At 75.6% G+C, this 12,652-nt stretch carries 14 protein-coding genes; 5 read left to right on the forward strand and 9 right to left on the reverse strand.

The window, feature by feature from the left end; translation table 11 throughout:
* Window positions 1-9 precede the first annotated feature (9 nt).
* From SCATT_RS26595 to SCATT_RS26605, 3 genes are read right to left on the reverse strand one after another with little or no spacing between them, the layout of a single operon-like run.
* Window positions 10-1,017: an acyl-CoA dehydrogenase family protein gene (locus tag SCATT_RS26595; RefSeq protein WP_014146319.1), complete on the reverse strand. Its 1,008-nt coding sequence runs from the start codon at window positions 1,015-1,017 to the stop codon at window positions 10-12.
* Complete coding sequence (locus SCATT_RS26600; protein ID WP_014146320.1) at window positions 1,017-2,180, reverse strand: acyl-CoA dehydrogenase family protein; 1,164 nt, start codon at window positions 2,178-2,180, stop codon at window positions 1,017-1,019. The genes SCATT_RS26595 and SCATT_RS26600 overlap by 1 nt, the downstream gene beginning before the upstream one ends.
* Window positions 2,180-3,073 (reverse strand): enoyl-CoA hydratase, encoded by an 894-nt coding sequence (locus SCATT_RS26605; protein WP_014146321.1) that lies wholly within the window; start codon window positions 3,071-3,073, stop codon window positions 2,180-2,182. Before SCATT_RS26605 ends, SCATT_RS26600 begins: the two co-directional genes overlap by 1 nt.
* An 81-nt stretch (window positions 3,074-3,154) precedes the next feature.
* Between SCATT_RS26605 and SCATT_RS26610 the strand changes: the two genes are divergently transcribed.
* From SCATT_RS26610 to SCATT_RS26620, 3 genes are all read left to right on the forward strand, one after another.
* Entirely contained in the window at window positions 3,155-3,940 is a 786-nt protein-coding gene (locus tag SCATT_RS26610) for an SDR family oxidoreductase (protein ID WP_014146322.1), read from the forward strand.
* Window positions 3,941-4,057: 117 nt separating this feature from the next.
* Window positions 4,058-4,642 (forward strand): TetR/AcrR family transcriptional regulator, encoded by a 585-nt coding sequence (locus SCATT_RS26615; protein WP_173405756.1) that lies wholly within the window; start codon window positions 4,058-4,060, stop codon window positions 4,640-4,642.
* A gap of 48 nt (window positions 4,643-4,690) precedes the next feature.
* Window positions 4,691-5,848, forward strand: coding sequence for an acetyl-CoA C-acetyltransferase (locus SCATT_RS26620; protein ID WP_014146324.1), 1,158 nt, complete (start codon window positions 4,691-4,693; stop codon window positions 5,846-5,848).
* On the opposite strand, the gene SCATT_RS26625 is transcribed toward SCATT_RS26620, so the two are convergent.
* Genes SCATT_RS26625 through SCATT_RS26640 form a run of 4 tightly spaced genes read right to left on the reverse strand, consistent with a single transcriptional unit; the run spans window position 5,832 to window position 9,290 of the window.
* Window positions 5,832-6,923, reverse strand: coding sequence for an NAD(P)H-dependent flavin oxidoreductase (locus SCATT_RS26625; RefSeq protein WP_014146325.1), 1,092 nt, complete (start codon window positions 6,921-6,923; stop codon window positions 5,832-5,834). The genes SCATT_RS26620 and SCATT_RS26625 overlap by 17 nt on opposite strands.
* Complete coding sequence (locus SCATT_RS26630; RefSeq protein WP_014146326.1) at window positions 6,920-7,684, reverse strand: CoA-transferase subunit beta; 765 nt, start codon at window positions 7,682-7,684, stop codon at window positions 6,920-6,922. Before SCATT_RS26630 ends, SCATT_RS26625 begins: the two co-directional genes overlap by 4 nt.
* Window positions 7,681-8,541 carry a CoA transferase subunit A gene (locus tag SCATT_RS26635; RefSeq protein WP_014146327.1) on the reverse strand — a complete coding sequence of 287 codons (861 nt, stop codon included), beginning with the start codon at window positions 8,539-8,541 and terminating at the stop codon, window positions 7,681-7,683. Before SCATT_RS26635 ends, SCATT_RS26630 begins: the two co-directional genes overlap by 4 nt.
* Entirely contained in the window at window positions 8,538-9,290 is a 753-nt protein-coding gene (locus tag SCATT_RS26640) for an enoyl-CoA hydratase family protein (protein ID WP_014146328.1), read from the reverse strand. The genes SCATT_RS26635 and SCATT_RS26640 overlap by 4 nt, the downstream gene beginning before the upstream one ends.
* 82 nt (window positions 9,291-9,372) lie before the next feature.
* On the opposite strand from SCATT_RS26640, the gene SCATT_RS26645 reads away from it, so the two are divergent.
* Together SCATT_RS26645 and SCATT_RS26650 are read left to right on the forward strand one after the other, a co-directional pair.
* Entirely contained in the window at window positions 9,373-10,167 is a 795-nt protein-coding gene (locus SCATT_RS26645) for an SDR family oxidoreductase (RefSeq protein WP_014146329.1), read from the forward strand.
* A gap of 1 nt (window position 10,168) precedes the next feature.
* Window positions 10,169-11,098: an SDR family oxidoreductase gene (locus SCATT_RS26650; RefSeq protein WP_014628744.1), complete on the forward strand. Its 930-nt coding sequence runs from the start codon at window positions 10,169-10,171 to the stop codon at window positions 11,096-11,098.
* 78 nt (window positions 11,099-11,176) lie between these two features.
* Here SCATT_RS26650 and SCATT_RS26655 read toward each other — a convergent pair whose 3' ends face one another.
* Both SCATT_RS26655 and SCATT_RS26660 read right to left on the reverse strand, forming a co-directional pair.
* Complete coding sequence (locus SCATT_RS26655; protein ID WP_014628745.1) at window positions 11,177-11,401, reverse strand: ferredoxin; 225 nt, start codon at window positions 11,399-11,401, stop codon at window positions 11,177-11,179.
* The gene (locus SCATT_RS26660) at window positions 11,395-12,609 is read right to left on the reverse strand and encodes a cytochrome P450 (protein WP_014146332.1); all 1,215 of its coding nucleotides are present in this window, start codon (window positions 12,607-12,609) and stop codon (window positions 11,395-11,397) included. The genes SCATT_RS26655 and SCATT_RS26660 overlap by 7 nt, the downstream gene beginning before the upstream one ends.
* Window positions 12,610-12,652: the final 43 nt, after the last annotated feature.

The following is a 12,652-nucleotide window of genomic DNA, read 5'->3' on the forward strand; positions in this document are numbered from 1 at the left end:
GCCCGCCGGTCAGCGCATCGACGTCAGCTCCAGCGCCCGCGCCCGGCACTGAGCCACGCCGCCCCACGCCGACCGCAGCGCCCGCGCCTTCCCCAGCCACAACGACAGGTCGAACTCCGCGGTGTAACCGATCGCCCCGTGCAACTGGAGCGCCGCCCGCCCCGCCGCGTACGCCGCCTCACCCGCCTGCGCCTTGGCCACCGCCACCCGCGCCCCGGCGTCCGGTGCCGCCCCGGCGAGCGCCACCGCCGCGTCGTACACCACCGGCCCGGCGAACTCCAGCGCCAGCAGCACGTCCGCCAGCCGGTGCTTGACCGCCTGGAACGAGCCCACCGGCCGCCCGAACTGGGTGCGCCGCCGCACCTGCGCGACGGTCCGGTCCAGCAGCGCCCGGCCGGCCCCCAGCGCCTGGGCCGCCACCGCCAGCCGTGCCCAGTCCAGCGCGTGGGCGGCGGCCCGGCGCACCGCCTCGCCCCGGGCGACCACCTCGCCGCCGGCCGCCGGGCGGGCGAGCCGCCGCGCCGGGTCCAGCGACGGCTGCACCGCGCCGTGGCCGGCGGCCACCCGCAGCCGGGTGCCGTCCTCGTCGACGGCGAAAACCACGTCGGCCGCGTCGGCGTCGAGCGCGTAGGGGCCGCCGCCGGGCGCCGCCAGCGTGGGCACCAGGCGCCCGTCGGCGATCCGCGGCAGCCACGCCCCGGCCGCCGCGCGCTCGCCGAGCCGCCCCAGCAGCGCCGCCACCGCGACCGCTTCGGCCACCGGACCTGGCACCGCGTGCCGCCCCAGCTCCACGCAGGCGCAGACCACCTCCACCGGCAGCGGGCCGAGGCCCCCGTACCCCGTCGGCACCGCGAGCGCGAAGACCCCCGTGCCGGCCAGCCGGCCCCACAGCTCCCGGCCCGGCCCCGGCTCGCCCGCCGCCCAGGCCCGTACCACCGCGGGCGTCCCGGCGGCGGTCAGCAGGCGGTCGAGCGTGGCGGCGAACGCGGTCTGCTCGCCGTCCAGCGCGAAACGCATCAGCGGCGTCCCTTCGGCAGGCCGAGCAGGCGCTCGGCGATGATGTCGCGCTGGATCTCGTTGGTGCCCGCGTAGATCGGCCCGGCGAGCGCGAAGACGTACCCCTCCGCCCAGCCGTCCGGGGCCTCGGCGGCCCGGTCGGCGAGTTCGCCCTGGGGGCCCAGCAGATCCAGCGCCGTCTCGTGCAGCGCGAGGTCGAGTTGGGACCAGAAGACCTTGTTGAGGCTGGCGGCGGCGACGGGGGGAGCGCCGGAGGCGGACCGGCAGGCGGCGGCGTAACCGAAGAGCCGGTAGGCGTGGGCCAGGGCCAGCACCCCGGCCACCCGGTCGCGCAGCGCGGTGTCGGCCGGGTCGGCCCGCTCCCGCCACGACGCGGCCAGCCGGCGGGCGGCGGCGGTGAAGCGCCCCGGGCTGCGCAACGTGAGCCCGCGTTCGTCACCGGCCGTGGACATCGCCACCCGCCAGCCGTCGTGCGCCCGGCCGATCACGTCCTCGTCGGGCACGAAGACCTCGTCCAGGAAGATCTCGGCGAACGCCGGACGGCCGTCGAGCCGGGCGATCGGGCGGATGGTGACCCCGGGGGCGTCCAGCGCGAACATCACGTACGTCAGCCCCTGGTGCGGGCGTTCGGCCGGCGGGCGGCTGCGGAAGAGGCCGAAGGCGCGGTCGGCGAAGGCGGCCCGCGACGACCAGGTCTTGTGGCCGGTCAGCAGCCAGCCGCCGGTGGTGCGCCGCGCGGTGGAGCGCAGGCCGGCCAGGTCGGAACCGGCCTCGGGCTCCGACCACGCCTGCGCCCAGACCACCTCGCCGCGGGCCATCGGCGGCAGCACCCGGGCCCGCTGCTCGGCGGTGCCGTGCGCCAGGAGGGTCGGGGCCAGCAGGGCGATGCCGTTCTGCGCGACCCGGCCGGGGGCGCCGGCCGCCCAGTACTCCTCCTCGAAGAGCAGCCACCGCAGCAGCGACGCGCCCCGGCCGCCGTACCCGGCCGGCCAGGAGACCGCCGACCAGCGGTCCCGGCCCAGGACGCGCTCCCACTCCCGGTGGGCCGCGAACCCCTCCCGGGTCTCCAGCGAGGGCAGCGGCCGGGCGGGCACGTGCGCGGCGAGCCAGTCGCGGGCCTCGGCGCGGAACCCCTCGTCGCCTGCGGTGAGTTCCAGGTCCATCAGGCGCCCGCCTCCCCGGCGTCCTTCATCGCGGCGACGTCCATCCCGCCGAGCGGATCGCGCGCGGTCTCCGCGTTGTGCGCGTGCGCCAGGTGGTGCAGGGCGAAGGCGGCGTCCATGCCGGAGTGCAGGCCCTGGAGGTCCTCGGCCTGGTTGACCGCGCGCTTGGCCAACGCCAGCCCGAACCGCGGCATCCGCGCGACGGACGCTGCCAACTCCTCTGTTACAGCCGGTAGTTGATCGCGCGGCACGACCCGGTTGACCATCCCCACCTCGTACGCCCGCCGGGCGGACATCCGCTCGCCGGTGAAGAGCAGCTCCTTGGCCACCCGGGGCGGCATCACCCACGGGTGGGCGAAGAACTCGACCCCGGGGATGCCCATGCGCACCACCGGGTCGGCGAAGAACGCGTCCTCACTCGCCACGATCAGGTCGCACGCCCAGGCGAGCATCAGCCCGCCGGCCACACAGGCGCCCTGCACCGAGGCGATCAGCGGCTTGGGCAGCTCCCGCCAGCGACGGCACATGCCCAGGTAGACCTCCGCCTCCCGGGCGAGCCGGCTCTCCGCGCCCGCCTTGCCGCAGTGGTCCCACCACAACGACGCCCGCCGTTCGAAGGGCAGATGGGCGTCGCGCCCCGGGGTGCCGATGTCGTGGCCGGCCGAGAAGTGCGGGCCCGCGCCGGCCAGCACCACGACCTTGACCTCGTCGTCCTCGGCCGCCCGGTAGAAGGCCCGGTCGAGCGCGTAGGTCATCGCCGAGTTCTGCGCGTTGCGGTACTCGGGGCGGTTCATGGTGACCGTGGCGACCGGGCCCCGGCGGTCGTAGCGCACCGGTGCGGCCGGGTCCGAGGGGTCCACAGGGTCGTGCGGGCCGTGCTGGGCAGTGGGCATCGCCGCTCCTTCCCTAACAAGTGTTTGGTAGGTTAACGTACCGTCGGAAGTGGCGTCGAGGGAGCCGAGGGGGCGCTGCGCGTGCACTCACCGCCGCCGTACGTACCCGGCCACCGGTTGCTCGCCGGGCGCACCGCCGTGGTCACCGCCGCCGCCGGCACCGGTATCGGCGGGGCGACAGTCCGCCGGTTCCTGGAGGAGGGCGCCCGGGTCGTCCTCGGCGACGCGCACGCCGGCCGGCTGGCGGAGAGCGTGGCCGCGCTCGCCGGTGAGTTCGGCGAGGAGAACGTGGCCGGCGCCCCCTGCGACGTCACCGACGAGACGCAGGTGCGGGCGCTGCTCGACCTCGCCGAGGCCCGGCACGGCCGCCTCGACGTCCTCGTCAACAACGCGGGCCTCGGCGGCACCGCGCGGCTCACCGAGATGACCGACGAGCAGTGGTCGCGCGTCCTGGAGACCACACTGACCGGCACTTTCCGCTGCGTACGCGCCGCGCTGCGCCGGATGCGGGCGGCCGGCCACGGCGGCGTGATCGTCAACAACGCCTCGGTGCTCGGCTGGCGCGCCCAGGCCGGCCAGGCCCACTACGCCGCCGCCAAGGCCGGGGTGATGGCGCTGACTCGCTGCGCCGCCGTGGAGGCCGCCGAGTACGGGGTACGGGTCAACGCGGTCGCCCCCAGCCTCGCCCTCCACCCCCACCTGGCCAAGGTCACCACCCCGGAACTGCTGGCCGAACTCACCGCCCGGGAAGCCTTCGGCCGCGCCGCCGAGCCCTGGGAGGTGGCCAACGTCATCGTCTTCCTGGCCGGCGACTACTCCTCGTACATGACGGGGGAGACGGTCTCGGTCAGCAGCCGGCGGGCGTGAGCCGACAATGGCGGTGTGCCCGAGAACAAGCAGCCGAAGAGCCCGCAGAAGAACCCCGCCGCGCGGACGAAGGACCCCGCCGCACCACCGCGGAACGCCGTCCGCCGGAAGGGCGCCGTGAACGCCGCGCCCCGGCGCCGTGGCGAACTGCTCGCCGTCGCCGCCGAGGTCTTCGCCGCCCAGGGGTACGACGCCACCACCGTGCGGGAGATCGCGGACGCCGCGGGGCTCCTCGCGGGCAGCCTCTACTACCACTTCGACTCCAAGGAGTCGATGCTGGACGAGATCCTCAGCACCTTCCTCGGCGAACTGTGGGCCGGGTACGACGCGGTGCTCGCCGCCGGTCTCGGGCCCAGGGAGACCATCGAGGCGCTGGTGACCGAGTCGTTCCGGGAGATCGACCGGCACCGGGCGGCCGTCGCCATCTACCAGAAGGAATCGCGCCGCCTGACCGACCAGCCGCGCTTCGGCTACCTGGCCGACTCGCAGCGCAGGTTCGAGCAGGCGTGGCTGGGCACCCTGGAGCGCGGGGTGACCGCCGGGGTCTTCCGCGCCGACCTCGACGTCCGGCTCACCTACCGCTTCGTGCGCGACACCGTCTGGGTCGCCGCGTCCTGGTACCGGCCGGGCGGACAGCACAGCCCGGAGGAGATCGCCCGGCAGTACCTGTCGATGGTGCTGGACGGCATTGCCACCGGGTGACACCGACAACCGGCGGGTCGCGCCGGATCAGCCGAAGGAGAGGGAGTCATGGCGGAGGCGTACATCGTCGGAGCGGTCCGCACCCCGGTCGGCCGGCGCGGCGGGGGGCTCGCCGCCGCCCACCCCGCCGACCTCGGCGCCCATGTGCTGCGGGCCCTGCTGGAACGTACCGGGGCCGACCCGGCCGCCGTCGAGGACGTGGTCTTCGGCTGCCTGGACACCGTGGGGCCGCAGGCCGGCGACATCGCCCGCACCAGCTGGCTGGCGGCCGGCCTGCCCGACCACGTCCCCGGGGTCACCGTGGACCGGCAGTGCGGCTCCTCCCAGCAGGCCGTCCACTTCGCCGCCCAGGCGGTGCTCTCCGGCACCCAGGACCTGGTGGTGGCCGGCGGCACGCAGAACATGTCGCAGGTGCCGATCGGCTACGCCAGCCGGCAGGCCGCGGTGCCGCTCGGGCTCGACCAGGGCCCGTTCGCCGGCTCGGCGGGCTGGCGGGCGCGCTACGGCGACCAGCCGGTCAGCCAGTTCCACGGCGCCGAGATGGTCGCCGAGCAGTGGGGGCTCGACCGCGAGCGGCTGGAGGAGTTCGCGCTCACCTCGCACCGGCGGGCGGTGCGGGCGATCGACGAGGGGCGGTTCGCCGCGGAGACGGTCCGGTACGGCGACGTGGTCCACGACGAGGGGCCGCGCCGGGACACCTCGGCGGCGAAGATGGCCGCGCTGCCCCCGCTGGCCGCGGGCGGACGGCTCACCGCCGCGCTCGCCTCCCAGGTCTCCGACGGCGCCGCCGCGCTGCTGCTGGCGAGCGAACGCGCGGTACGCGACCACGGGCTCACCCCGCGGGCCCGGATGCACCACCTGTCGGTGCGCGGCGAGGACCCGATCCGGATGCTCACCGCGCCCATCCCGGCCACCGCCCACGCGCTGAAGAGGGCCGGGCTCACCATCGACGACATCGACCTGGTGGAGATCAACGAGGCGTTCGCCCCGGTGGTGCTGGCCTGGCTGCGGGAGACCGGGGCCGACCCGGAGCGGGTCAACGTCAACGGCGGCGCCATCGCGCTGGGCCACCCGCTCGGCGCCACCGGTGCCCGGCTGATGACCACCTTGCTGCACGAACTGGAGCGCACCGGCGGCCGTTACGGCCTCCAGACCATGTGCGAGGGCGGCGGCCAGGCCAACGTCACCATCATCGAACGTCTGTGAGCCGCATCGCGGAGAGCGTCCGCAGCACCTGGTGGGCCTCGGTCATCACCCGCTCCACCAGCTCGGCGCAGGACGGCACGTCGGTGATGACCCCGGCCACCTGGCCGGCGGCCATCACCCCGGTGTCGGTGCGCCCGTCCACCATGGCCGCCTTGAGCAGCATCGGCGTGCCGGCCGCCAACATGACCTGACTGAGCGTCAGTTCACGGTGGCGCCGCATCGCCAGCCCGTCGCGCACCATCCGCGGCCAACTCGCCCCGAGGACCTGGCGCAACGCCACCGCGTGGCGCACCGCGCGCAGCAGCGCGCCCGCCCGCCCGGACCGCTCCAGCCCCGCCACCAGCTCGCTGCGGAGCATCCGGTGCGGCAGCCCGTCCACCTTGGTGGTGACGGTGACGTCGGTGACCGAGGCCGCCAGGTAGCGCGCCTTGACCGGCTCCGGCACCGTGGACTCGGCGGTGAGCAGGAAACGGGTGCCCATGGCGATCCCGGCGGCGCCGTACGCCAGCGCCGACACCAGCCCGCGCCCGTCGAAGAAGCCGCCGGCGGCCACCACCGGGATCCCCACCGCGTCCACCACCTGCGGCAGCAGCACGCTGGTGGCCACGCCGCCGGTGTGCCCGCCGCCCTCGCCGCCCTGCACCACCACCGCGTCCGCCCCCCACGCCGCCACCTTCTCGGCGTGCCGGCGCGCCCCCACCGACGGGATCACCACCACCCCGGCGTCCTTCAGCCGGGCGATCAGCTCCCGGGACGGCGCCAGCGCGAACGAGGCCACCGGCACCCCCTCCTCGATCAGGATCCGCACCCGCTCGGCGGCGTCGGCGGCGTCCGCCCGCAGGTTGACCCCGAACGGCGCCCCGGTACGCGACCGCACCTCCCGCACCGCCTCCCGCAGCCGCCGCGGGGACATGGTCGCCGACGCCAGGATGCCCAGCGCGCCCGCCTCGGCCGCCGCCGACACCAGCCGGGGCCCGGCCACCCAGCCCATCCCGGTCTGCACGATCGGATGGCGCACCCCGGTCAGCCGGGTCAGCGCGGTGGGCAGCGACGGGGCCGGCGGCGCGGCGGTCACGACGCCACCTCGCGCTCCCGCAAGGCCCTCGGGTCGACGACCTCCCGGATCAGCCGCAGCTCCTCGGCGGTCGGCTCCCGGGTGGGCGGCACCTCGTCCGGCATCGCCAGCGGAAACCCGGTCGCCGCCACGATCCGTCCGACCGGCACCCCGGGGTGGCGGGAGACCAGCCGCATGGTGCCGTCCGGGCCGGCGAAGTCCAGCACCGCCAGATCGGTGACCACCCGCACGAGCCGGTGGAAGCGGGACGCCGACGGGCCGGCCGCCGCCGCCCGGTCGTTGCCCACCCCGCACACCATGTCCACCTCGGGCACGAAGACCCGCCGGGTGTGCCGGGGCACCCAGTAACTCACCGCGTTGTTGAGGGTGTTGACGGGGGCGCCGCGCACCCCGAGCAGTTGCCGGTCGGGGCGGTGCCAGTCGCCGACGCACGAGATGTTCTGGTTGCCGTACCGGTCGAGCTGGGCGGCGCCCATCATCACGTGCCGCCGCCCGCCGGTGACCAGCGCCAGGTGGGCGCGGTACGGCAGCCACCCCTCGACCACGGCCGGGGCGCCGCCGAGCGGTGGCACGTCGCCCATGAGCAGCGCCTCGCCGTCGGTGAGCAGCAGCTCGGGGGAGAAGGTGAGCTTCGCCAGCCGGGCGGCGACGGTGGGGACGGTGCCCATCGGGCTCGCCAGGATCTCGCCCGCGCCGCGCCACGCCTCGGCGCAGGCGACCACGGCGTACTCGGCCCGGGTGGGGGCTGCGGTGCCGGTCATCGGCGCTCCTCGGTGAAGGCCGCCACCGCCGCCCGGTAGCCCGCCTCGTCACCGGTGAGGAAGCGGTCGGTGAAGGCACGCCAGGCGGCCGGGTCCGCCGCGGCCTCGGCGTAGGCGCGCTGGAAGGGCTCGTCCCGGCCGTAGTCGGGCACGCAGGAGGTGAAGTGGGCGCCGCCCGGGGCCGCCACCACACCGGCGACCGAGTGGCGTCGCACCAGCAGCGTCTGCGGCGGTCCGGCGGCGGCGAACCCGGCCGTCTGCACCAGGCGTTCGCAGGAGACGTAGGCCGCCGACGCCGCCTCGCAGAACAGGTCGTCGAAGTAGGGGTCGGGGCCCAGGTACTGCCCGTTGCCGTGCCGGTCGGCCCGGTTGAGGTGGACCAGCGCCGCGTCCAGGGTGAGCGCCGGCACCGCGACCAGCTCCTCGCCGTCCGGGTAGGGCGAACGCACCGTCCGCAGCGCGGGGTTGACCCGCATCACGTCCGAACCGAGCCCGGCCCGCACCGGCAGGAACGGCAGCCGGTGGACGGCGGCGGTCAGCCCCCACATCATCATCGCCTCGTCCAGCTCGACCAGTTCGAGGTCACCGCGCTGCCGGGCGGCCCGGAAGTGCGGCTCCAGCGCGATGGAGTCCAGCGTGGCGAACGCGGTGACCAGCTTGCGGATCTTCCCGGCCGCCGCCAGCAGCCCGACGTCCGGACCGCCGTAGGAGACCACCGTCAACTCCCGTACCGGGGACCGCAGCACCGCCCGGACCAGGGCCATCGGCTTGCGGCGCGAACCCCAGCCGCCGATCCCCACGGTCATGCCGCTGCGCAGCCGCGAGGCCACCTCGTCCGCCGTCATCACCTTGGTCACCGGCGCTCCTTTTCGGCCGTGAAGGCGGCCCGGTGGCGGTCGGCGAGGCCGGCCAGCGCCGCCTCGAAGGTGAACCCCTGCTCGTAGCGGTAGGAGCGGCGCACGTCCACCGGGTCGATGCCGTTGATCGCCGCCTTGGCCAGCCGCAGCAGCCCGCCGTCCTTGGCCGCGATCCGCCGGGCCAGCTCCAGCGCCGCGTCGGGCAGCCGGTCGCGCGGCACCACCTGCCACACCGAGCCGTGACGGTGCAGCTCGGCTGCGGTGACGGTGGCGGAGGTGTAGTACAGCGCGCGCATCAGGTGCTGCGGGACGAGCCGGGCCAGATGGGTGGCGGCGCCCAGCGCCCCGCGGTCCAGCTCGGGCAGGCCGAAGACGGCGTCCTCGCTGGCCACTACGGCGTCCGCGTTGCCGACCAGGCCGATCCCGCCGCCCAGGCAGTGGCCGTGCACCGCGGCGACCACCGGCACCTGGCACTCGTAGACCGCGGCGAACGCCTCCGCGCAGCCGTGGTTGGCCCCGATGAGCGCGGTGTGGCCGGGGCCGCGCTGGATCTCCTTCAGATCCACACCGGCGTTGAAGCCGCGTCCGGCGGCGGCCAGGACCACACAGCGCACCTCCGGGTCGCGGCCCGCGGCGCGCAACGCGTCGGCCAGCGCGTACCAGCCGCTCACCGGCAGCGCGTTGACGGGCGGATGGTCGACGGTGACGACGGCGACGCCCCGGTCGGGGGCGGTGGTGGAGACACCCATGGGCAGATCCGCTACCTTTCCACCAAACGTTTGTTAGGTACGACGGTAGCAGCGGCCCGTCCGCTGCGGGAGGTGAGCGCGCATGGGCTTGACCGTCGAACTGGCCGGCCGCGTCGTCGTCGTCACCGGAGGCACCCGCGGGGTCGGCGCCGGGATCGCCCAGGCCTTCCTCGCCGCCGGCGCCGAGGTGGTCACCCTGGCCCGCCATCCGCCCGGCCACCCGCTCACCGTGGCCGGCCGCACCGCCCGCCACCACCAGGCCGACCTGCGCGACACCGCCGCGGTACGCCGCCGGATCGAGGAGATCGCCACCGCCCACGGACGCCTCGACTGCCTGGTCAACAACGCCGGCGGCACGCCCTACCGACTGCTCGCCGACGCCGGCCCGGAACGCCACGCCCGGGTGGTCGAACTCAACCTGCTCGCCCCGCTGACCGCCTCCCTCGCGGCCTACGAGGTGATGCGCCACCAGGCGAGCGGCGGCTGCGTGCTCATGGTCGGCAGCGTCAGCGGCACCCGCCCCTCCCCGGGCACCGCCGCCTACGGCGCGGCCAAGGCGGGGCTGGAGAACCTGGCCCGCTCGATGGCGGTCGAATGGGCCCCGCTGATCCGGGTCAACACCGTGGTCCCCGGCATGGTCCGCACCGAGCGCGCGGAACGCCACTACGGGGACGCGGACGGGGTCGCCGCGGTCGCCCGCACCGTACCGCTCGGCCGGCTCGCCGAACCCGCCGACGTCGGCGACGCCTGCGTCTTCCTCGCCTCCGACCACGCCGCCTACATCTCCGGCGCCGCCCTCCTCGTCCACGGCGGCGGCGAGCGCCCGGCCTTCCTCGCCGCCGCCACCGCAAACCAGCCCGCTCACAGGGAGAATTGACATGCCATCAGACTTGTTGTGCGCCGGCCGGGTGGTGGCGGTCACCGGGGCCGGCCGGGGCCTCGGCCGCGCCCACGCCCTCGCCTTCGCCGCGGCCGGCGCCAAGGTGGTCGTCAACGACCTCGGCGTACGACGGGACGGACGCGGCCCGCACCACCCCGCCACCGGCGGCCCCGCGCACGACGTCGCCGAGGCCATCCGCGCGCGCGGCGGCGAGGCCGTCGCCCACACCGGGGACGTCGCCACCGACGAGGGCGCCGCCGCCGTGGTGCGCACCGCCCTCGACGCCTTCGGACGCCTCGACACCCTGGTCAACAACGCCGGCTTCCTGCGCGACCGGATGCTGGTCAACCTCGGTGAGGACGACTGGGACGCGGTGATCCGCGTCCACCTCAAGGGGCACTTCCTCCCGCTGCGGCACGCCGCCGCGCACTGGCGCGCCGAGACCAAGGCGGGGCGCGTGCCGGACGCCCGGATCGTCAACACCACCTCGGGCGCCGGCCTGCTGGGCAGCGTCGGCCAGGGCAGCTACTCCGCCGCCAAGGCCGGTGTCGTCGCGCTCACCCTGGTCGCCGCGGCCGAACTGGCCGGGTACGGCGTCCAGGTCAACGCCGTCGCCCCGGCCGCCCGCACCCGGATGACCGAGGCCGCGTTCGCCGACGCCATGGCCGCCCCGCCGGCCGGCGCCTTCGACGCGATGGCCCCGGAGAACGTGGCACCCCTGGTGGTCTGGCTCGGCTCGGCCGGCAGCACCGGCGTCACCGGCCGGGTCTTCGAGGCCGAGGGGGGCCGCATCACCGTCATGCACGGCTGGCGCCGCGGCCCCGGCGAGGACACCGGCGCCCGGCGCACCCCGGCGCAGGCCGGCGCCACCGTCCGGCGGTTGCTCGCCGAAGCGGAGCCCGCGCTGCCGGTCTACGGCGCGCGGTGACGGAGAAGGGGGCGCGCCCCGCCGTACGCGACGGCGAAGCGCGCCCCCGAGGCCCGGCGTCGGACCCGGCTCACCGCGTCACGGACGCGGACCCACCACCGAGTCGCCGTCGCGCACCGTGATCGCGGACATCGGGCAGGAGTCCGCCGCGTCCAGCGCGGTCTCGTCCGGCTCGATCCGTCCCCGCAGCACCCGGGCGTGCGCGCCGTCCAGCTCGAACAGCTCCGGCGCGAGCCCGGCGCACATCCCCGAGGCGATGCACCGGTGCTCGTCCACCTCGACCCGCCAGGCCACGTTCACCACCCCACCGGCAGCGTGCGCGGCCCGCGGACCAGCATCTGCGTCTTCCACTCGATGTCACCGGCGATCCGCAGACCCGGCAGCCGCCGCAGCAGCGCGCCCAGCGCCTCCTGCAACTCCAGCCGGGCCAGCGGCGCCCCGAGGCAGTGGTGGACGCCATGGCCGAACCCGAGGTGCTGGTTGCCCTCCCGGGCCAGGTCCAGCTCCTGCGGCGCGTCGAACCTGGCCGGGTCGCGGTTGGCCGCCCCGACCGCCACCAGCACCGGCTCCCCGGCGCGCACCAGCGTGCCGCCGACCTCCACGTCCTCGGTGGCGTACCGCGGGAACGAGGCACCGCTGCCCAGCGGCACGAAACGCATCAGCTCCTCGACCGCGGTCGGGACCAGCTCCGGGTCCTCCCGCAGCCGGTTCCACTGCTCGGGCCGGTCCAGCAGCGTCACCACGAAGTTGGGGATCTGCGTGGCGGTGGTCTCGTGGCCGGCCACCAGGATGCCGACGCACAGGTCCACCAACTCCTGCTCGGTCAGCCGGTCGTCGCGGTCCCGGGCCTCGATCAGCCCGGTGATCAGGTCCTCACGCGGACGCGCCCGGTGATCCTCGATCAACCCCCGCATGTAGGCCCGCAGTTCCTCCTGGTTGGCGTCGAACTCCTCGGCCGTCAGGGAACTGGTGGACAGCGCCGCGTCGCTCCACGCCCGGAAGCGCGGACGGTCCTCGACCGGCACGCCGAGCAGCTGGCAGATCACCCCGACCGGCACCGGCAGCGCGAACTCCTCGACCAGGTCGACCGGGGCGCCGGTGGCGACCATCTTGTCGATCAGCTCGTCGGCCAGCTCCCGCACCGCCGGGCGCAACTTCTCCACCTGGTGCATGGTGAACGCCTTGGCCACCAGGGTGCGCAACCGGGTGTGGTCCGGCGGGTCCATGCTGAGGATCCCGCTGTCGCGGCGCCCCTCGGACTGGCGCGGCTCGTCGTGCCGGGCGCCCTCGGCCCGGCTGAAGCGCCGGTCGCCCAGGACCAGCCGGGCGTCGGCGTACCGGGTGGCGAGCCAGGCCGGCTCACCGTAGGCCATCCGGACCCGCAGCAGCCCGGGCTGCTCGCGGGCCTCCTCGTAGGCGTCGGCCAGGGAGATGCCGTCCGCCTCGTTGAACGGGTACGGAACGGGTTCGGCGTCGGCGGTCCCGGCCGGTTCTGCTGTGTGTAAGCGCATGCTTACAGACGCTATGCCCCTCGCTGGCGCGGGTCAACGGTGA

The sequence above is a fragment of the Streptantibioticus cattleyicolor NRRL 8057 = DSM 46488 genome, from assembly GCF_000240165.1.
Classification (GTDB): Bacteria; Actinomycetota; Actinomycetes; order Streptomycetales; family Streptomycetaceae; genus Streptantibioticus; species Streptantibioticus cattleyicolor.